Source organism: Sphingopyxis sp. Root154 (assembly GCF_001427105.1).
Taxonomy (GTDB): Bacteria; Pseudomonadota; Alphaproteobacteria; order Sphingomonadales; family Sphingomonadaceae; genus Sphingopyxis.
The window spans coordinates 361,423-380,176 of record NZ_LMGI01000003.1; the positions used below are offsets into that span (position 1 = coordinate 361,423).

At 63.0% G+C, this 18,754-nt stretch carries 16 protein-coding genes and 1 tRNA gene; 12 read left to right on the forward strand and 5 right to left on the reverse strand.

From position 1 onward, the window contains the following. Positions 1-69: 69 nt before the first annotated feature. Positions 70-807 carry a glycerophosphoryl diester phosphodiesterase membrane domain-containing protein gene (locus tag ASD73_RS17310; protein ID WP_056374343.1) on the forward strand — a complete coding sequence of 246 codons (738 nt, stop codon included), beginning with the start codon at positions 70-72 and terminating at the stop codon, positions 805-807. Positions 808-997: 190 nt separating this feature from the next. Beyond that, a complete protein-coding gene (locus ASD73_RS17315) occupies positions 998-1,798 on the forward strand; it encodes a hypothetical protein (RefSeq protein ID WP_156377445.1) in 801 nt (266 codons plus the stop codon). 56 nt (positions 1,799-1,854) lie between these two features. On the opposite strand, the gene hemF is transcribed toward ASD73_RS17315, so the two are convergent. Both hemF and ASD73_RS17325 read right to left on the reverse strand, forming a co-directional pair. After that, positions 1,855-2,715 (reverse strand): oxygen-dependent coproporphyrinogen oxidase, encoded by an 861-nt coding sequence (gene hemF, locus ASD73_RS17320; RefSeq protein WP_056374349.1) that lies wholly within the window; start codon positions 2,713-2,715, stop codon positions 1,855-1,857. Beyond that, a complete protein-coding gene (locus tag ASD73_RS17325) occupies positions 2,712-3,170 on the reverse strand; it encodes a tRNA (cytidine(34)-2'-O)-methyltransferase (RefSeq protein ID WP_056374350.1) in 459 nt (152 codons plus the stop codon). Before ASD73_RS17325 ends, hemF begins: the two co-directional genes overlap by 4 nt. A gap of 222 nt (positions 3,171-3,392) precedes the next feature. On the opposite strand from ASD73_RS17325, the gene petA reads away from it, so the two are divergent. Genes petA through ASD73_RS17345 form a run of 4 tightly spaced genes read left to right on the forward strand, consistent with a single transcriptional unit; the run spans position 3,393 to position 6,672 of the window. Beyond that, positions 3,393-3,950, forward strand: a complete 558-nt coding sequence (petA, locus tag ASD73_RS17330; RefSeq protein WP_056374353.1) for a ubiquinol-cytochrome c reductase iron-sulfur subunit — start codon at positions 3,393-3,395, stop codon at positions 3,948-3,950. 13 nt (positions 3,951-3,963) lie between these two features. After that, positions 3,964-5,250: a cytochrome b gene (locus ASD73_RS17335; RefSeq protein WP_056374355.1), complete on the forward strand. Its 1,287-nt coding sequence runs from the start codon at positions 3,964-3,966 to the stop codon at positions 5,248-5,250. A gap of 31 nt (positions 5,251-5,281) precedes the next feature. Further along, on the forward strand, positions 5,282-6,094 hold the full coding sequence (locus ASD73_RS17340) for a cytochrome c1 (RefSeq protein ID WP_056374357.1): 813 nt from the start codon (positions 5,282-5,284) through the stop codon (positions 6,092-6,094). Between the two features lie 23 nt (positions 6,095-6,117). Then, positions 6,118-6,672 (forward strand): adenine phosphoribosyltransferase, encoded by a 555-nt coding sequence (locus ASD73_RS17345; protein WP_056374359.1) that lies wholly within the window; start codon positions 6,118-6,120, stop codon positions 6,670-6,672. Here ASD73_RS17345 and ASD73_RS17350 read toward each other — a convergent pair. Continuing rightward, a complete protein-coding gene (locus ASD73_RS17350) occupies positions 6,669-7,046 on the reverse strand; it encodes a RidA family protein (RefSeq protein WP_056374361.1) in 378 nt (125 codons plus the stop codon). The genes ASD73_RS17345 and ASD73_RS17350 overlap by 4 nt on opposite strands. 103 nt (positions 7,047-7,149) lie before the next feature. Continuing rightward, positions 7,150-7,920: a DUF1134 domain-containing protein gene (locus ASD73_RS17355; RefSeq protein ID WP_056375208.1), complete on the reverse strand. Its 771-nt coding sequence runs from the start codon at positions 7,918-7,920 to the stop codon at positions 7,150-7,152. Positions 7,921-8,163: 243 nt separating this feature from the next. On the opposite strand from ASD73_RS17355, the gene ASD73_RS17360 reads away from it, so the two are divergent. The 6 genes from ASD73_RS17360 to ASD73_RS17385 all read left to right on the forward strand — a co-directional run bounded on the left by ASD73_RS17360 (position 8,164) and on the right by ASD73_RS17385 (position 17,651). Beyond that, positions 8,164-8,256: transfer RNA gene (locus ASD73_RS17360), tRNA-Ser, on the forward strand. Positions 8,257-9,141: 885 nt separating this feature from the next. Further along, entirely contained in the window at positions 9,142-12,012 is a 2,871-nt protein-coding gene (locus ASD73_RS17365) for a TonB-dependent receptor plug domain-containing protein (RefSeq protein ID WP_235534565.1), read from the forward strand. 329 nt (positions 12,013-12,341) lie between these two features. Further along, on the forward strand, positions 12,342-14,432 hold the full coding sequence (locus ASD73_RS17370) for a TonB-dependent siderophore receptor (RefSeq protein ID WP_156377446.1): 2,091 nt from the start codon (positions 12,342-12,344) through the stop codon (positions 14,430-14,432). Beyond that, complete coding sequence (locus ASD73_RS17375) at positions 14,429-15,664, forward strand: ABC transporter substrate-binding protein (RefSeq protein ID WP_056374363.1); 1,236 nt, start codon at positions 14,429-14,431, stop codon at positions 15,662-15,664. The genes ASD73_RS17370 and ASD73_RS17375 overlap by 4 nt, the downstream gene beginning before the upstream one ends. Next, positions 15,661-16,695, forward strand: coding sequence for an iron ABC transporter permease (locus tag ASD73_RS17380; protein ID WP_082521657.1), 1,035 nt, complete (start codon positions 15,661-15,663; stop codon positions 16,693-16,695). Before ASD73_RS17375 ends, ASD73_RS17380 begins: the two co-directional genes overlap by 4 nt. Beyond that, positions 16,692-17,651: an ABC transporter ATP-binding protein gene (locus ASD73_RS17385; RefSeq protein WP_056374365.1), complete on the forward strand. Its 960-nt coding sequence runs from the start codon at positions 16,692-16,694 to the stop codon at positions 17,649-17,651. Before ASD73_RS17380 ends, ASD73_RS17385 begins: the two co-directional genes overlap by 4 nt. Positions 17,652-17,767: 116 nt before the next feature. Here the strand turns inward: ASD73_RS17385 and ASD73_RS17390 are convergent, their stop codons facing one another. After that, on the reverse strand, positions 17,768-18,709 hold the full coding sequence (locus ASD73_RS17390) for a LysR substrate-binding domain-containing protein (protein WP_056374367.1): 942 nt from the start codon (positions 18,707-18,709) through the stop codon (positions 17,768-17,770). Between the last annotated feature and the right edge of the window lie 45 nt (positions 18,710-18,754).

Consider the following 18,754-nt stretch of genomic DNA (forward strand, 5'->3'; position numbering starts at 1 on the left):
GCTGGACAGGAGCGCCGAAGATCGTCACCTTCGCCGCAACTGGGAAATCGAAAAAATGACGGGGTATCAATGGTAAAATTCGACATGGGCGCCGCGTGGGACGACACGCTGCAGCTTTTGAAATCGCACACGGCGCTGGTCGGCACGATCGCCGGTGTTTTCCTGTTTTTGCCCGCTCTCGCGGTCGCATGGTTCGGCCCGGTGCCGATCGAGCCCGCAGCTGGCGCCGATTTCAATCAGGTCATGGAGAGTTTTCGCGAGAGCTTTCGCCAGATGATCCCGGGGCAGCTGGCAATCGCCCTCTCAGCGCTCATCGGCACGGCGGGAATCCTTCGGCTCTGGTTGTCGCGGACCGGGACCAGCGTCGGCGAGGCGCTGACCTTCGCGCTGATGCTTTTCCCGACGATGCTCGCGATCCAGATATTGTGCGGCATCGCGATCGGTCTTGGCTTCATCCTGTTGCTCGTCCCCGGCCTCTATTTGCTCGGGCGCCTCGCGCTCGTCACTCCGGCCGTGGCTGACCGGAGCCTCTATAATCCCTTCGAAGCGATCCGGACGAGCTGGGAGCTGACGCGAGGCAACGGCTGGGCGATCTTCTTTTTCCTGTTTCTCGTCGCGCTGGTAATCGTGATCGCGGCGCTGATCATCGGGGGCATCGTCTCGGTCATCGCGGGAAGCGGACCGGGGTTGGGGCGGATGCTGGGCGGCTTCATCGAGGCCGCGTTCAGCGCCGTCGGCAGCCTGGCGTCGATTGCCGTTTCGGCGGCCGCCTATCGCCAGCTTGCATCGTCCGATGTGTTCAAGTGATGCGGGTCGCCGCCAATAATAATGATGTGTCGCAAACGGGGCGACGCCGTTCAGGCTTCGCCCGTCTTATGGAGAGTGAGAGTCTGATTTAAAAACAGGGGGAAGTGATATGACGAAAATGAGTATCGGGGCGGCCTTCTCGGAAACCTTCGCGTTTCTCAGGGCCAATTGGATGCAGATGCTGATATGGGTGGGCGGCGCGCTGGTCGTCGTTGGTCTGCTTGGTTATCTGTTCCTCGGATCGACCTTCTCGGCAATGGCGCTAGCGCCCAATGACCCGTCGCTCGTGATGGGCGCGTTCGGCAAGATTGCTCTTTTTGCGCTGATCGCCGCCATTGTTTTTTATGGCGTTTCGATGCTCATCTGGCGCGGCGGCATGCACCCCGGAGAAGCGCCGAATTTTGCATGGGCGTTTCAGGCCGGGCCAGCGTTGGCCTTTGGCATGTTCGTGGTGATGATTGCCGCCTATATCGTCATCTTCATTATCATGTTCATCCTGACGCTGATTTTTGGCGCAGCGCTCGGCGGCATGGGGGCGTTCTCACCGGGTGCGCTGGAGTCGGGTGGAATCGGCGCAATCGGTGGCGGCGCGATATTCCTGATCGTCCTCCTCTATATCGCAATGATCGTTTTCCTGCTGTGGGTGCAGGCTCGTTTCATGGTGGCCGGCCCGGTTATGGCCAATCAGCTGACACGCAATCCGGTAACGGGCCTAGGTGAATCGTGGCGGCTGACAGGACCGTCGCAGTGGACGATCGTCGGTTTCTATCTGCTCTTCACGATCGGCATATTCATCTATGCGATGATCGCGGGCATGATCTTCGGCGGCATCCTGGGCGCGATCCTGGGCGGTTCGGCGGTCGGCGCGATCCTGACGATGATCGTCATGGCGGCGGTCGTCTACCTGCCGGTCATCATGATTTCCTTCTCGATGCCGGTCGGCGTTTATCGCGCCCTCGCACCGCGCGCATCGGGGGATGTGTTCGCCTGATCCAGGCCAACGGAAAATGAAAAGGGCGCCGCCGGTAACGGGGCGCCCTTTTTATGTCAGTTCCATTTGGCGAGCGGCGGCAGGCTCATCAGGATCGCGTCGATATTGCCCCCGGTCTTCAGCCCGAACAGCGTCCCGCGGTCATAGACGAGGTTGAATTCCGCATAGCGCCCGCGCCAGATGAGCTGTTCCTCGCGCTCGGCCTCGGTGAAGGGCAGGCCCATCCGACGCCGCACGATTTGCGGGAAGATGTCGAGAAAGGCTTCACCGACCGCCTGCGTCAGCTGGAAGTTGCGGTCGAACTCGGCGTCGTCGCCACATTCGAGATGGTCGTAGAAAATCCCGCCGACGCCGCGATGCACGCCGCGATGCGGGATATAGAAATAATCCTCGGCCCATTTGGCGTAACGTTCGTAAACGTCGGGGCCAAAGGGCGCGCACGCGGCGCGCAGCCGCGCGTGAAAGGCGTCGGTGTCTTCCTGATAGGGAATCGGCGGATTGAGGTCGGCGCCGCCGCCGAACCAGCGCTTTGTCGTCGCCAGGAAACGCGTGTTCATATGCACCGCGGGGACGTGCGGGTTCGCCATATGCGCGACCAGGCTGATCCCCGTCGCGAAGAAGCTCGGGTCTTCGCCGGCGCCATGGATCGACCCGGCAAAGTCGGGGGCGAACTCGCCCGCGACGGTCGAGACGTTGACGCCGACCTTTTCGAACACTTTGCCCGTCATCACTCCGCGCACGCCGCCGCCGCCTTCGCCCGGCGCCAGCCCCTCGGCCTCGCGGTCCCACGGTGTATAGGCAAAGCGGGCGTCGCTGCCCGCCTCGGCCTCGATCTTCTCGAATTCGGCACAGATTCGGTCGCGGAGCGATTCGAACCAGTTACGTGCCGTTTGTTGCTGCGGGTCGAGCGAGATCATGCCGGAAAGCCTTTCGTTTGCCTGAGCGCTTCGGCGAGCGCGATGCCAGCCGCGACCGCGACATTCAAGGAGCGAAAGCCCTCACGCATGGGAATTGCGACCCGTGCCGTGGCCGCATCATGGACATAAGGCGGCACGCCCGAGGATTCGGCGCCGAGCAACAGCAGGTCGCCGGGCTCGAACGTAAAGGCGGGCAGGGGCGTCGCCCCCGCGGTGGTCAACAGTACGAGCCTCCGAGCCGCCTCGGCGCGCCAGTGCATGAAGTCATTCCAATCGGCGTGCCGGCGCACATTGGCGCGCACCGCATAATCCATTCCCGCGCGCTTCAGCGCGGCGTCGCCAAACGGGAATCCGCATGGCTCGATGATATGCGCGGGCGCGCCGAAGCAGGCGGCGGTGCGCAATATGGTGCCGACATTACCGGCGATGTCCGGCTGAAACAGGGCGATTTCCATGGTGCCCCCATAAAGGCGAAGGCGCCGGGAATCGAGAGGCTTGGCGGCCGTCGCTTGGTACAGTGCGTTATGCGGAAATTGCCTGTTGGCAAGCCCGGACAGTGCGGCTATCAGGCCCGCAATTCCCGGAGGGGCCGCCGGGTTGTGCGCTTTCGTGCGCGTGCAACAGGGCGGCCATAACTTCGAGAACTTTTGTTAGTTCACCCATGCAAGGGCAGTCGAATGGCCAGTGAATCTGAACTCAACGCCGGTATCGAGGATGGCGTACGCCGCCGGGATTTCATCAATATTGCGGCGGTGAGTTTCGCTGGTGTCGGTGCGGTCGCCGTCGTTTTGCCGCTGCTCAACCAGATGAACCCGTCGGCCGACGTGCTCGCGCTGTCGACGACCGAAATCGACATTTCGGCGATCCAGCCCGGCCAGGCGATCAAGACCAGCTGGCGCAAGCAGCCGGTGTTCGTGCGCAACCTCGTCGCCAAGGAAATCGCCGAAGCCAAGGCCGTTCCGCTGGGCGACCTGCGCGATCCTGAAACGATCGACCAGCGCACCAAGCCCGGCAAGGAAAACTGGCTGATCACGCTGGGCGTCTGCACGCACCTCGGTTGCGTGCCGCTTGGTGCTGCGGAAGGCGAGAACAAGGGCGATTTCGGCGGTTATTTCTGCCCGTGCCACGGTTCGCACTACGACACCGCGGCGCGCATCCGTAAGGGGCCGGCGCCCAAGAATCTGGTTGTGCCGCCCTATGAATTCAACAGCGACACCGTCGTGACGATCGGCTGAGGAGCGAGATAAGATGAGCTTTCCCTGGGCCAAACCCTATGAGCCGACGCATCCGCTGATGAAGTGGATGGACGAGAAGCTGCCGATTCCGCGCCTCGTCTACAATGCCACGGGCCCCGGCTATCCGGTCCCGCGTAACCTCAACTATTTCTGGAACTTCGGCGTCCTCGCCGGCGCCGCGCTGATGATCCAGATCATCACCGGTATCGTTCTGGCGATGCACTATGCCGCGAACGCGAGCGTCGCGTTCAACTCGGTCGAGCATATCATGCGCGACGTGAACGCCGGCTGGTTCATTCGCTATGCGCATATGAACGGCGCGAGCATGTTCTTCATCGTCGTCTATCTGCACATCTTCCGCGGCCTTTATTACGGTTCATACAAGGCGCCGCGCGAAATGGTGTGGCTGCTCGGCGTCGTGATCTTCCTCCTGATGATGGCGACTGCCTTCATGGGCTATGTGCTTCCGTGGGGCCAGATGAGCTTCTGGGGCGCGCAGGTGATCACCGGCTTCTTCTCGGCGATACCGATCGTCGGCGAACCGGTGCGCGAATGGCTGCTCGGCGGCTTCGTCCCCGACAACGCCACGCTCAACCGCTTCTTCTCGCTGCACTATCTGCTGCCGTTCGTGATCCTGGGTGTCATCATCCTGCACATCTGGGCGCTGCATATCCCGGGTTCGTCGAACCCGACGGGCATCGAGGTGAAGGACGAACAGGACACCGTCCCGTTCCACCCCTATTACACCGCGAAGGACGGCTTCGGCGTCGGCATTTTCCTGCTGATCTTCGTTGCGCTGACCTTCTTCAGCCCGAACGCGCTCGGCCACGCCGACAACTATATCCCGGCGAACTCGCTTTCGACCCCGGCACATATTGTTCCCGAATGGTATTTCCTGCCCTTCTACGCGATCCTGAAGGCCTTCACCTTCAACTTCCTGTGGATCGACGCGAAGCTGTGGGGCGTCATCGCGATGTTCGGCTCGATCGCTTTGCTGTTCTTCCTGCCCTGGCTCGACAGCTCGCCGATCAAATCGTCGAACTATCGCCCGCTGTACCGCATCTTCTTCTGGATCCTCGTCGTCGACGTGCTGCTCCTCGGCTGGTGCGGCATGCAGCCGGCGGAACAGCCGTGGGTGATCCTCAGCCAGCTGGGTGCGATCTACTATTTCGCGCACTTCCTGGTGATCCTGCCGATCGTGTCGCGGATCGAACGCCCGCTTCCGATGCCGAATTCGATCACCGAAGCGGTCCTCGCCAAACACGCCACCGACACCTCGTCGGCTTCGGCAACGGCCTGAGCGCCGGACTTTAATAGGAGCTGATACAGCCATGGTTCGTCCGCTCGGTTTTCTCGTCGGTCTCGGTTTCATTACCGCGCTGGTGCTCGCGATTTTCACGACGCCGCTCAGCAATGAAGCCAATGTCGCGCACGAGTTTCACAAACACCCCCGGCATCTGAAGCTGGCCAGCGACGGCATCGTCCTGCCGCATTGGGACAAGGCTCAGCTGCAGCGCGGCATGCAGGTGTACAAGGAGGTCTGCTCGGCCTGTCACAGCCTGCACCTTGTCGCGTTCCGCGACATCGCGGACTTCGGCTACACCGAAGGCCAGATCAAGACCTTCGCCAAGGGCTTCCAGGTCCCGTCGATCAACCCAGACACGGGTGAACCGGCGACGCGCGACGGCCTGCCGTCGGATTATTTCCCGTCGCCCTATGCGAACGAAACGGCTGCCCGCGCCGCGAACAACAACGCGCTGCCGCCAGATCTTTCGTTGATCACCAAGGCGCGCGAAGGCGGCAAGGACTATGTCTATTCGCTGCTGACGGGCTTCCAGAACCCGCCGAAGAATCTGCCGGCGGAACTGAAGCCGGGCACGGGGCTGCACTACAACCCCTATTTCGGGAACCTCAACCTCGCGATGGCTCCGCCGCTGGCGCCCAATCAGGTCACCTATGCCGACGGGACCAAGGCGACCGTCGACCAGATGTCGAAGGACGTCACGGCATTCCTCGTCTGGACCGCCGAGCCGAAGCTGATCAAGCGCATCCAGGTGGGTTATGCAGTGTTCTTCTTCCTGCTGATCTTCACCGTGCTGACCTATCTGTCGTACCGGAACATCTGGGCCGACAAGAAGCATTGAGGGCATAGGGGAGGGCGGCCAACATGATCGCCCTCCCGCCCCAGCCGGACCTCGACCTCGCGTCGCTCGTCCGCACCATCCCGGACTTTCCCAAGCCGGGAATCCAGTTTCGCGATATCACCACGCTGATCGGCGACGCCGCCGGTTTCAGCGAAAGCGTGCGCCGGCTGAGCGCGCTCGCCGCAGCCCACCGGCCCGACTTCATTGTCGCGGTCGAGGCACGCGGCTTCCTGTTCGGTGCCGCAATGGCGACGGCGATGGGGCTGGGCGTCGTTCCCGTGCGCAAAGCGGGCAAGCTGCCCGGCGTCACCATCGGCGTCGATTATGAACTAGAATATGGCGTCGACCGGCTTGAGCTGCACGAGGGTGCGGTCTTGCCGGGGCACCGCGTCGTGCTAGTCGACGATCTGCTTGCGACGGGCGGCACGATCCTCGCGACTGCGGCGTTGATGCGGAACGTCGGTGCCGAGGTGGCGGCGGCGCTATTCGTCATTGATCTGCCCGATCTGGGCGGGTCGCAGCGGCTCGCGGCCGCGGGCCTCACGTGTGAAACGCTGATCGCCTTCGATGGCGACTAGGCGGCGCCTGGCGTAGCCAAAGCGATAGCCTCAATCTCGATCAGGAAGCCGAAGTGAAGCGGTCCGGTGGGCACCACGCTCCTCGACGGCCGCGTTGCTCCGAAGAATTCGCCATAGACCACGTCCAGTTCGTCCCAGTCGGATATGTCACTGAGATAGACGGTCGTCTTGATCACCCGCGTCAGGTCGGCGCCTGCGTCCGCCAGGACGGATTTCAGATTCTGCAGCGTCTGTTCGACCTGTTCCCTGAAAGGCGCATTGGCCAATGAGGTGTCGCGTCCCGGTTTGAGCGGCAGCTGGCCCGACACGAAGATGAGACCCCCACCCACCGTGAAGGGCGAATAATGCGGGCCGCCAGCGGGCTTCGAAGTCATGTGGTCGATCTCCCTCTCGGATGGGCTGGCACGATATCACCCGCACAAAGAAAAAGCCCGCGCCGAAGCGCGGGCTGTCGCCCCCGTGGCAAACGGGTTGTGCTTAGAAGGGAACCCAATTCTGCTTTTTGCGGAACTTCATATAGCCGGCGTTCACGCCCAGCCGTGCGCCGACGCCGACGCGGATCGGGATCAGGACGACGTCGCCACGGCGCATGTAGCTCGCGTTGAAGCCGCCGACCAGATAGGCCGCGCCTTCACCCGCGGGGTAACGCTTGTAGAGGTCTTCGCTGTCGAACAGGTTATAGACGAGGACAAAGGTGTTGCCCGCATTGGCGCCGGCGTCGAACCCGATCGACGGGCCGGTCCAGTAAGCGGGCAGTTCGCCTTCGATCTTGTGATGCAGCGTCCCCGAGCCGTAGCGCACGCCGAGCACGAGCGCACCGCCGGCCTCGCGCCCGACGATATAGGCGTTGGGTTCGCCCTGCTTCTTCAATATGTCCTCGATCAGCCCCGCAAGGCCTTGCGCGCCCTTGCCGAACACCCCTTCGGCAGCGCCGATCAGGTCGTCCTTCTTATAGGTCGATCCGGGCGCCGCCACGACCGTGGTTGCCGAGACGTCGGCGCTGGTCGCGGTGCCGTCCACGGGCGGCGTCTCGCTGGTCTGCTGGTCGCCGGTGGCAAGGTCGCTGTCGTACGACGTGCCGGCCGTCGAATCACTCGATACCGGCGGCGCAGGATTGTCGATATCGGAATCGATCGCCGTGCTGTTGGGGTCGACTTCGCGCATCTGTGCGGCTGCCGGAAGCGGTGTCAGCGCGAGGCCGAGTGATGCCATTGCTGCCAAGGCAAGGCTGGTGAACGTTTTCCGCATATTGGACCCCCAAAGATCGAGCGACGCACGCGCGCCGAATTCTGCGTTAATCATGACTCGCTTTCGCGCTTGGGCAATGAACCGGCGATGACTTGAGTCGAATTTACGCCGGACCGAATCATCCGGGCGACGAAATGCCCGCTTCGACCGCAAAATTGCACAATCTTTGGCGTTGCGGGGTGCGAAGTGCATGGCTATAGCGACCCGCCTAGGCCAGACTGTCGTTAGCGCGACAGGCCATGCGGAGACGTGGGTGAGTGGCTGAAACCAACGGTTTGCTAAACCGTCGTACTGGTAAATCCGGTACCGAGGGTTCGAATCCCTCCGTCTCCGCCAACTACCCTTCCGCAGGGAGTCGTATCGGTCCACCGGGATTGATGTTTTTCACAGAAAACCGATGATTCTCGGGTCAGCTCGTCCACAGCCGTTCGTAGCCACGCCGAATGGCTCCAAGTTCTGGAAGTGGAATTACGCCTGCGACGGCAAGCAAAAAGGCCATCGCGTTCGGAATCTATCACGAACGCCTGCCGGCCTTCCGACCAGCTTTTACGGCCAAGGCGACACCAGCATCCGACATGCACCCGCGCTTTAATGGTCTCGTGATAGATGCAGCTTCCGCAAGTGGCGGCGAGGGCGGCATAGCCAACGTAGTCTGGCCATCACTACATTTCCTCCGGCATTCTAATGCTCATAAGGAGAAGGCTTCGAAGGGAATGTGGATCGCGAATGTCAAACTTCCGTAAATGGTCGCTATCAGCCATAGTCAACCGACGCAGCGTGAACGGCTGCTTCTCTCGATTTCCCACTAAAGCTGACCGTCTTCAAACGGCCGAAAAACAGCCTATTCCGTTACGGATTGAACAATCGCGCTGCTGAATCGGAGCCCAGCGCCCGGCTGCGACGGTGCGATGCATGTCTTGGGCTTGAAGTCCCGTCGGAGACGCTCTGATCTGTTGCATTTTCGTCACAGAGAGCCACGAAATGACGGAAAGTTCTAGGTAATTTCTTTACTCGCCGTTGGGTGACGGGCACTTGGACGCCGTGGGGGTATGCTCGTGGCGCATCCTATGCCCCCCGCGGTGTATGCCCGCTTTTGTCCACGAGTGAAGGATTCTCGCTGTGAAAAAGAATATCAACGCGCGGTGCTTGCGCCTTGGCACCGCTCCGATGGCCATGATTGCAATGCTTGTCGCGGCCCCCGCCATTGCCCAGGATGCGCCGATGGCAGGCACCACGGCGGATGAAGGGGAAGTCATCGTCGTCACCGGCTCACGCATTGCGCGCCCTGAGCTGTCCTCGCCCAATCCGGTCCAGATCATCACCGCCGAGACAATCCAACGGACGGGTAATGTCAATCTGACGGACTATCTGATAGAAAACCCCGCGCTTCTCGGTTCGATGAGCAACATCGACGTCGCCGGTTCCAATCTGCCCAATTCGCAGCTCGTCGGCGTCAACACGCTGGACCTTCGCAACCTGGGCAGCAGCCGCACGCTGGTCCTCGTCGACGGGCGCCGCCACGTCGCGGGCATACCGGGCGACGCCGCGGTCGATATCAACACCATCCCCACCGATCTCGTCGAGCGCGTCGATGTACTGACCGGTGGTGCCTCGGCCGTCTATGGCGCCGACGGCGTGACCGGGGTGGTGAACTTCATCCTGAAGAAGGATTTCGACGGCCTGCGATTGCGCGCCCAGACCGGCATTTCGCAACGAGGCGATGCGGGCGACCGTTATGTCGCGGCGACCTTCGGCAAGAATTTTGCCGATGGCCGGGGTAACATCACCCTGGCCTATGAATTTAACGAAACCGATCGTTTCAGCCAGCGCCAGCGCCTGAACTACGGCCGGACGGGGCCGTCCTATTCGTTCATCCGCAACAATCAGGACCTCGACGGTCCGACGGATAACGACGGCATCCCCGATCGCGTTCTCTACACCAACCTGACCTGGGCCGACAGCTGGATGGGCGGCGCCATCGACCTCGACTTCGACGGCATTCCGGACCGCACCGGCGAAGGCGGCGTTTACGACCGCGGCATTGCCTTGCCCGGCGGCGGCGGGCTCGCCATCGGCGGAACGAACACCCCGCGCGAAATCTATTATGGCGATTTCACGCCGTATAGCCGCCGACACATCGCCAATGTGATGGCGCACTACGAATTTAGCCCGGCGTTCGAAGTCTATGCCGAGGGTAAATATGTCAAGTCGACCGCCAATACCTTTGCCCAGCCGACCTATGATTTCTATACCGAACTGTTGCCGGGCAACCCGTATCTGATCGAGCGCTTCGGTGCCGCCGGGGCGGATGGCGCGCTGTTCAGTCGCGACAATTTCGATTTTGGCGTTCGCCAGTCCGAAATGGACCGCGAATTGTGGCGTACCGTCGTCGGCGCCACCGGGGAAATCGGCTCGGGCCTGAAATATGACATTTCTTATGTCTTCGGCCAGTCGACGCAAAAGGCGACCGATCGCAACGACCGCCTCACCGACCGTTATTATGCAGCTCTCGACGCCGTGGATGACGGTAACGGCAATATCACCTGCCGGATCAACCTCCCCGGCGAGACGGAGATTTACGGTGGCAACTATGGCGGTCAGCCCACCTTCAACGGCGCGCCGGTCACCTTCCGTCCCGGCGAATGCGTCCCGCTCAACATCCTCGGCCAGGGGGCGCCGTCGCAAGAGGCGCTCGACTTCGTCACGGTCGACCATAAGAACTGGGCCCGCATCCGGCAGCATGTCGTTTCGGCGTCCGTGTCGGGAGATACCGGCTCCTTCTTCAAGCTTCCGGGTGGTCCCGTGGGCTTTGCAGTCGGCGCCGAATATCGCAAGGAAAGCAGCCACTCGATCCCGTCCGACTATACGCTGGCGGGCCAGCTGATGGACAGCTCGCAGTCGCTCGTCAACAGGGGCAGTTTCGACGTCAAGGAAGTCTACGGCGAAATCAACCTGCCGATCCTCAAGGACTTGCCTTTCGCGCATGACCTGTCGATCGGCGGCGCAATTCGTCTGTCGGACTATTCGACCGTTGGCACGACGACGACGTGGAAAGTCGATGGCACCTGGGCGCCGGTTCGCGACATCATGTTCCGCGGCACCTATTCGCAGGCTGTCCGGGCTCCGAACATTTCCGAATTGTTCGCGGCGACGTCGGGCACCTACGAATTCATCAACGATCCGTGCGGCATTGACCGATTGGCCGAAGGAAAGCCATCGCGCGCCGCCAATTGTTCGGCGGCACTGACCGCGCTTGGCATCAATCCGGCGACATTCAACCCCTCCGGCGATCAGACCTCGCCGCAGAACAGCAGCCTGCTCGGCACGCAGGGCGGCAACCGGAACCTGAATGAGGAAACGGCAAAGACCTGGACTGCCGGGTTCGTGCTGCGCCCCAGCTTCATTCCCGGCCTCGCGATCACCGCCGACTGGTATGATATCCAGTTGAAGAAAGCGATCCAGTACTCGACCGCGCAGGACATCGTCGATTTGTGCTATGATCAGCCTACGCTGGACAACACTTATTGCGCGTTGATCGAGCGTAGCGCGACGACCGGTTATGTCTCCGACTTTTCGGTTATCCCGGCGAATGTGGCGTCGTTCCAGACTTCGGGCCTGGACGTAACGCTCAACTATGCGTTCGAACCGTTCGACAATGGCGGCAGGTTCAATGTCCGCGTGGCCGGCAACTATCTCGACAAGCTCTCTTTCGTGCCCAGCCTGGGCGCCGAACCGGAGAACGAAATGCATTCGGCGGCCTATCCGGCGCCGCGGTATAGCGGCACCTTCGATCTGACCTGGACCAAGGGGGCGGTCACGCTCAACTACGGCGTAGACTGGTTTTCTAAGACCCGCCGCGTCACCCGCGAACAGCAGGCAGCCAACCCCGATTATATCGAGCCCGGCTATTTCTGGTATCGCGACAAGTTGAACCAGCGGCTTTACGCCAATGTGGAGGTCAGCGACCGTTTTGAAATCTACGGCGGCATTAACAACCTCTGGGACCGGAAGCCGGATGTCGGCGCCGTCGCTTACCCGATCAGCGCCGAAGGCCGGTCCTTTTTCGTAGGGATCAAAGCCACGGTCTTTTGATTCGAGGAGACTGCCGGGAAATGGAAAGGCCGGGGACACTCCCCGGCCTTTCTCTTTCACAGGGCAGAGCCAAACATCGATAAATGGTCGCGCATGGCGACCACGTGTTTCAGCAACTCGCCAACGGCTGCTCCTTTAGTTTCGACGCTGAAAGCTGCCCGGGTGAAAACGGCCAGTTCCGCCGGAGGGTCACCGCCGATTGCGACCAGCCCGGCACCTAGGGCTAGACAATCCCCCCTAAAGCAATGATACGATATTATATATCATGATTCGAGTCATCCGGTAGACCATGGCGCCGGGTGCTCAAGACGGTTTCTAGAGGGGGTTCAATGTTTCGGACTATTATTGCCACCGGTGCCGCGCTTGCGGCTCCGACGGCGGCTTTTGCGCAAGTGGATTCAGACGACGAGATCGTCGTTCTGGGAACGCGCGAACAGGGGTATCGCGCGACGGTCGCGCCGCAGACGAACAAGTCCGACACGCCGATCAAGGAAACGCCCTATTCGGTGCAGGTCGTGACACGCGAACTCATTCGCGACCGCGGCATTACGACGATCGGCGAGGCGCTGCGCTATGTGCCGGGGTTCAGCCCGCAAGTGGGCTTTGGCGCGACCAACGACCGTTTCTATATCCGCGGCTTCATCACCCCCTATAATTTGAAGAACGGCCTTCGCCGTTCCGCCTATGCGCCCGACGAGCAGTTGCAGAATGTCGAGCAGGTCGAAGTGCTGAAGGGCTCTGCCTCGGCGCTTTATGGCCGCTTCGAACCCGGCGGTGTCGTCAACTTCGTCACGAAGAAGCCGCTCGATGAGCCCTTTGCCGAGGTGAGCGCGCTCTACGGCTCGTTCGATCAGTTGCGGTTGACGGGGGATGTCTCGGTGCCGCTTTCTGGGACTGTCGGCCTCCGCGTCAATGTTTCGCATGACGACCGCGATGGCTTTCGCGATTTCACCTTTTCGCGCGACACCTTCATCGCACCCGTTATCCAGTGGAAGCCTTCGGACGCGACGAGCGTGACGCTCGAAGGCGAATATGCCCGCAAGCGTGGCTATTTCGACCGAGGGTTCGCCAACGACCCGCTGTTCCTCGAAGCCCCGCGCGAGCGGCAGTTCGGCGAGGCCGACGCGCGCTACACGAACAGGGGCGGCGTCGCGAGCCTGTTCGTCGATCATCGTTTCTCGGATGCTCTCTCGGGGCGCGTTGCCTTCGGCTATTCGGACTTCACCAAGGACAGCTATTATTATGCTTTCGGCTTTCCGCCGGTCAGCCGCGCCGCTGCTGCCGGCCCCAAGGTCAATCGCCGTACCAGCCAGGCATACGATCGCCAGACCGATCTGACCGCACAGGCCGAGCTCTATGCGCGCTTCACGACCGGCGCGGTCGAGCACAAGGCGCTTGTCGGCGTGGAATATGGCTATGATCACTGGCGGTTCGACGTCCGCAACCCGCCCTTCGGCGTGAATATCCCGATCGACTTCGACAATCCGGTCTATGGGCAGCGCGCCGACCCGACGGTCCTTGTCTCCGATGGCGCATGGAACAGCGACTCCACCGCCGTCTATGCGCAGGACGAGATGGAACTCGGCAACTGGCGCCTCCTCGTCGGCGGTCGCTATGACTGGAACGAGCTCCGGAATCGCGATTATCTGGCCAGCACAGGGGAAGAGGCAACGAAGCGCGGGGCCTTTTCGCCGCGTGCCGGTCTCACCTGGACGCCGGCGCGGGCACTCTCGCTTTACGGAAGCTGGGCGCGCTCGTTCCGCGCGCAGGTCGACGTCGGCCGCCTTCGCGATGGTTCGCTTCCCAAGCCGCTCATCGGCGAAAGCTGGGAGGTCGGCGCGAAGGCCGAGCTTTTCGGCGGCAGATTGACACCGACGTTCGCGCTTTTCGACATCACTCGGCGCAATGCCGCGGTATCGGACCCGGTCGACTTCGATCTCGTGATCCAGATCGGCAAGTCGCGTTCGCGCGGGATAGAGGTCGAGGTCCCGGCGGCGCTGACGCCGCAGTGGCGGCTCATCGCCAACTACACCTATCTCGATGCGAAAATCCTCGAGGACAGCTTTGCGGCGCCGGGCGCGCGCCTCGTCAATGCGCCGCGACACTCGGCAAGCCTCTGGACGACATATGATTTCGCCGGATCACTCAAGGGCGCGAGTGCCGGCTTCGGGGTCCAGCATATCGGGAGCCGCGCGGGCAATACCGACAATTCCATCCTGCTGCCGGCCTACACGCGCGTCGATGCCAATCTCGCTTACGCGTTCGACGCCGGCTTCGGGCCGCTCCGCGCGCAGCTCAATATACTCAACCTCTTCGACAAATTCTATTACGACAGCGGCGGCGCCTTCATCCCGCTCTACCCGGGCGCGCCGCGCACGGTCACGGCGAGCCTTTCTTACCGCTTCGGGGGAAGCCGGTGAGGCTGCTGCTCGCCTTCGGGGCACTCGCCGCGTTCGCGGCCTGCGCGCCGATCCCGATGCGCGAGCCGCCCGCGCGCAGCACGGTCACGATAGGCGCGCGCCCCGCCGCCAACCTCATCGCAGGCTGCGTCGCCGACTATCGCGAGGACACCGATTATTTTCCCGACAAGGCGGCCTTCCTCCATTCGGCGCAGCTCAAGGTCGAATATCACCGGAACTGGAAGCGCGTGACCTTCACACCTTCGGTCGACACGCGCGAGGTGCTGCGCCTCGTCCTTGTCCAGTGCGGCACGCCGCCGCCGAAACTTGGTCCGCGCGATACGCTCGTCAAAGTTCCCGTGCGCGACTTCGCGACCGCTAATGTGTCGCTGCTTGGTGCCGCACATCTCCTCGGTATCGACGATCGGCTAAAGGGCGTGCCGACGCGCAACGTCTCGATCCCGGCGATTGCCGGACAGATCGAGCGGGGCGAGACGATTCCCATCCATGCTGCGCAGCACGGCAATGGCGAGCAGGCGGCCGCGCTCGGCGCCGATCTCTTCTTCACTTTCTACTCCGCCTATCCCGACGCCAATATTCATCCGCTCCTGAAACGTCTCGGCGTCGTGTCGGCGCCGCAGTCGGACCATACCGAACCGACCCCGCTCGGGCGCGCCGAGTGGATCAAATATGTCGCGCTCTTCTTCAATCTGGAAGCGCGCGCTAACCAGCTCTTCGACACGCGCGCGGCACGCTACGCCAAGCTGCGCGCGCTCGCGGCCAATGTCGACGCGCGGCCGCTCGTCCAACTCGGTTATCCCGAGAGCCGTGACGAGTGGAGCCAGGCCGGCGGACGCAACCAGCTCTACCGCATGATCGAGGATGCCGGCGGGCGCCACGCCTGGCATGACAATTCAATAGCGGGGAGCCTCACTTACGCACCGATGGAGAAGCTGTTCGACCGCGCTGCGGGGGCGGATGTCTGGCTCGGTAATTTCATGCCGGGCGCCGCCAACATGGTGACGCTCAGACGCGATCATCCGCGGCTCGCATGGCTCCGCGCGGTGCGCAACGGGCGCGTTTACTGGTTCGACGCCGGTAAGGTCGGGCCGTTCGCGAACAGCTGGTCGGACCAGGGCATGACCGAACCGCAGGATGCGCTCGCAGAGCTGGTCGCCATTCTCCATCCCGAACTGCTCCAGCCGCCCGCGCGTCCACGCTTCATCCGCAAGATTCCGGGAGGCCCGGCATGATCAAGCCCATATCCTTCACCTTCGTCATCGGTGGGGTCATCGCGGCGTTCTTCCTCGCCGAGCTGTCGCTCGGCGTCGTCGATATTCCCCTCGACGCGATCGCTGCGAGCCTGAGCGGCGGTACGATCGCGCAAGAGGGCTGGGGTCATATCGTCCGCGAATATCGGCTTCCGCGCGCGCTCGCCGCGCTCGTCGGCGGCGCCAGCCTCGGCGCCTGCGGGCTGATGCTCCAGACGCTGTTCCGTAACCCGCTCGCCGACCCCTTCGTGCTCGGTATCGCACATGGCGCCCGCTTGGGGGTCGCGCTGCTCGTCGTCGCGACGGGACTTGCAGGACCTGCCTTCGCCGAAAGTTTCGGACTCGTCGGCGACGTCGGGCTCGCGGTCGCGGCCTCGGGCGGGACGCTCGTCGTCATGGGGCTATTGACGCTGCTCGCGCGACGGGTCGACAATGTCACCCTGCTGCTCTCGGGCCTCATGCTCGGCTATATCGCGGCGGGGCTTATCAGCCTCTCGCTCCACCTCATCGACGAAACCCAGGCGTCGGCGTTCAAGGGATGGGACGATGCGAGCTTCGCAGGGGTGACCTGGGCGCAGCACATCATCCTGCTTCCTGCCTGCGCGCTCGGGCTGCTCCTCCTGATGGCGCTCGCGAAACCGCTCAACATCCTGATGTTGGGCGACACCTATGCGCAGAGCCTCGGCGTGCCCCTCAAGGCATTGCGCTACGCCTGCTTCGGCGTGGTCGCGCTTCTTGTCGGCACCGTCACTGCCTTCTGCGGCGCAATCAACTTTCTGGGACTGATCGCCGGCCATGCGGCGCGGGGCCTGCTCCAGACCGAGGATCACCGTATCCTGCTCCCGGCAGCGGCGCTGGCGGGAGGCGCGCTTGCGCTTGCGACCGACCTCATCACCCATCTCCCGTGGGCGCGCCACCTCCTTCACCTCAATGCGGTGAACGGGCTGATCGGCGGCGCGATCGTTCTCTGGGTGCTATTGCGCCGGCATGCCCGGTTCGGAGCCACGGCATGAGCGCGATCCTTTCGACCGATGAGCTCGCAATCGGCTATCCGGACCGCCTCGTTGCCGAGCATCTCTCGCTCGATCTGCATCCGGGTGATGTCGTTGCGCTCGTCGGGCCTAACGGGACGGGTAAAACGACCTTGCTGCGCACACTTGCGGGCCTCCTCCCGCCGCTGGCAGGGGCGATTGCGCTTGAGGGTGAGCCTCTTGCGTTCTTGTCGGCGCGCGAGAAGGCGCAGCGGCTCGGGGTCGTCCTGACCGAGCGACCACAGACGGGCTATCTTACCGGCTTCGAACTCGCGGCGGCGGGCCGATATCCGCACACCGGCTGGCAGGGGCGGCTCGCGGGCGAGGATGTCGCGATTGTCGACGAGGCGCTGGCCCTCGTCGGCGCCGCGGCGTTCCGCGATCGCCCGGTAGCAAGCCTTTCCGACGGCGAGAGGCAACGCGTTATGGTCGCGCGGGCGCTCGCCCAGCAGCCGCGCCTCTTGCTCCTCGACGAGGTCACCTCCTTTCTCGACGTGCCGCGGCGCGTGGCCTTCTTCGCGCTGCTCGGCGAACTCGCCGGGCAAAGGGGCTATGCAATCGTCCTCTCGACGCACGAACTCGAGCTCGCCTTGCGCTGTGCGAACCGTCTGTGGCTCTACGACGGCACGCGGCTTCTCGATGGCGCGCCCGAGGACCTGATTCTCTCGGGCGATTTCGCGCGGATTTTCGCCGCCGACGGCGTCAGCTTTGACCAGGATGCGGGCCATTTCGAGCTGCGGCGTCCGGCGAGCCGCCGAGTGGCGCTGGAGGGGGAGGGCGTTCGCGCCGCTTGGACGCGCCGTGCGCTCGAGCGCGCTGGATTCGCGGTCGACCCTGCGGCATCCGTGCGCGTCTCGGTCCACGCCGCAGGATGGTCGGTCGGGCCGGAGCGCGCCGACAGCATCGCCGCGATGCTTGGGCGGCTTGATTGCTTGTGAAGCGGCGCTGCGTCCTTGACGATGGGGGTGTCTGCTTTCTCCGGCTGCGGCACAAAAGCTGCTTGGCGGCTAACGGCCAGCGCCCGACCAATAGTGCCGTCGCGCGCCCGTTCCGGTTATATCGCGCTACGCGCATAATAGGCGTCGTCATCGAGGAGCAGCATATTCCGAAACTCCGCTGTCGACCCGTCGACCTGGGTGCGGAGCCATGCGGTGAAGATTTCGACCTGCGGGTGCATGGGGCGTTCGATCGAACGGTAGAGCTGGTAGCGCACACCCAGCCGAAAGGCGCGGCGCGTGCAGGCTACCAGCCTTTTGCCGGCGAGGAAGCTGTTCGATGCCAGCGGTACGGCCAGTGTGACGCCGGCGCCGGCTGCTGCGGCCTCATAGGCGAGTTGCTGCGTGTCGAAACTCTGCAGGCGCAATTCGCGCGCCTCGAGACCGGCCATGGCGAACCACCGTTGCCAGAGACCGTCAGGCACGCGGACCGAGACGAGCGGATAGCGGGAAATTTCCGCTTCGGTCTGCGGCGCGGCCCGCCCGTCCGCCAGGCGCGGGGCGCAGACGGGGATGGCTTCGGGGGTCAGAAGATGAATCGCCTCGATGCTGGGCGGCACCGCGAGATCGCCCCAGAAGGCGAGATGCACCTCGCCGCTGGCCAGCGTCTGGACATCGCGTGTGGCGGATATTTCGACGGGAATGCCCGTCTGGCGCTGGAATGCGGCGAGATGCGGCAGAAGCCAGGTCGCAAGGCTGTGCGAGGTCGCGACGCGTAGCGGGCGGTCGTCGCCGCAACGAATTGCGTCGGTGGCATATTGGATGCTCCTGATCGCAGGGGCTACGTCCTCCAGATAGCGCGCACCGACCGCGTTCAGGATGAGCGACTGGTCGGCGCGATCGAATAGACGGCGCCCCAGGAATTGTTCAAGCGCTGCGACCCGCCGGCTGACCGCCGACGGGCTGAGCGCCAGCCGGCGCCCGACCGCGCGCAGGCTTTCGCCCCGCGCCGCGGCGACGAAAATCTCGATCGACTCGAGCGGCGGTGCCTTTCGAAGCATGGCCTCGGCATAGCGTGGCCATGTCACAATTATGCGACAAGGCGC

What these genes read in the sequence shown, in the direction of transcription:
- hemF (WP_056374349.1), bottom strand. Translation starts at nt 2,715, where the DNA reads ATGATCTCGCTCGACCCGCAGCAACAAACGGCACGTAACTGGTTCGAA.
- ASD73_RS17325 (WP_056374350.1), bottom strand. Translation starts at nt 3,170, where the DNA reads ATGGAAATCGCCCTGTTTCAGCCGGACATCGCCGGTAATGTCGGCACC.
- ASD73_RS17380 (WP_082521657.1), top strand. Translation starts at nt 15,661, where the DNA reads ATGATCAAGCCCATATCCTTCACCTTCGTCATCGGTGGGGTCATCGCG.
- ASD73_RS17345 (WP_056374359.1), top strand. Translation starts at nt 6,118, where the DNA reads ATGATCGCCCTCCCGCCCCAGCCGGACCTCGACCTCGCGTCGCTCGTC.
- ASD73_RS17370 (WP_156377446.1), top strand. Translation starts at nt 12,342, where the DNA reads ATGTTTCGGACTATTATTGCCACCGGTGCCGCGCTTGCGGCTCCGACG.
- ASD73_RS17310 (WP_056374343.1), top strand. Translation starts at nt 70, where the DNA reads ATGGTAAAATTCGACATGGGCGCCGCGTGGGACGACACGCTGCAGCTT.
- ASD73_RS17365 (WP_235534565.1), top strand. Translation starts at nt 9,142, where the DNA reads ATGGCAGGCACCACGGCGGATGAAGGGGAAGTCATCGTCGTCACCGGC.
- petA (WP_056374353.1), top strand. Translation starts at nt 3,393, where the DNA reads ATGGCCAGTGAATCTGAACTCAACGCCGGTATCGAGGATGGCGTACGC.
- ASD73_RS17355 (WP_056375208.1), bottom strand. Translation starts at nt 7,920, where the DNA reads ATGCGGAAAACGTTCACCAGCCTTGCCTTGGCAGCAATGGCATCACTC.
- ASD73_RS17350 (WP_056374361.1), bottom strand. Translation starts at nt 7,046, where the DNA reads ATGACTTCGAAGCCCGCTGGCGGCCCGCATTATTCGCCCTTCACGGTG.
- ASD73_RS17335 (WP_056374355.1), top strand. Translation starts at nt 3,964, where the DNA reads ATGAGCTTTCCCTGGGCCAAACCCTATGAGCCGACGCATCCGCTGATG.
- ASD73_RS17340 (WP_056374357.1), top strand. Translation starts at nt 5,282, where the DNA reads ATGGTTCGTCCGCTCGGTTTTCTCGTCGGTCTCGGTTTCATTACCGCG.
- ASD73_RS17390 (WP_056374367.1), bottom strand. Translation starts at nt 18,709, where the DNA reads ATGCTTCGAAAGGCACCGCCGCTCGAGTCGATCGAGATTTTCGTCGCC.
- ASD73_RS17385 (WP_056374365.1), top strand. Translation starts at nt 16,692, where the DNA reads ATGAGCGCGATCCTTTCGACCGATGAGCTCGCAATCGGCTATCCGGAC.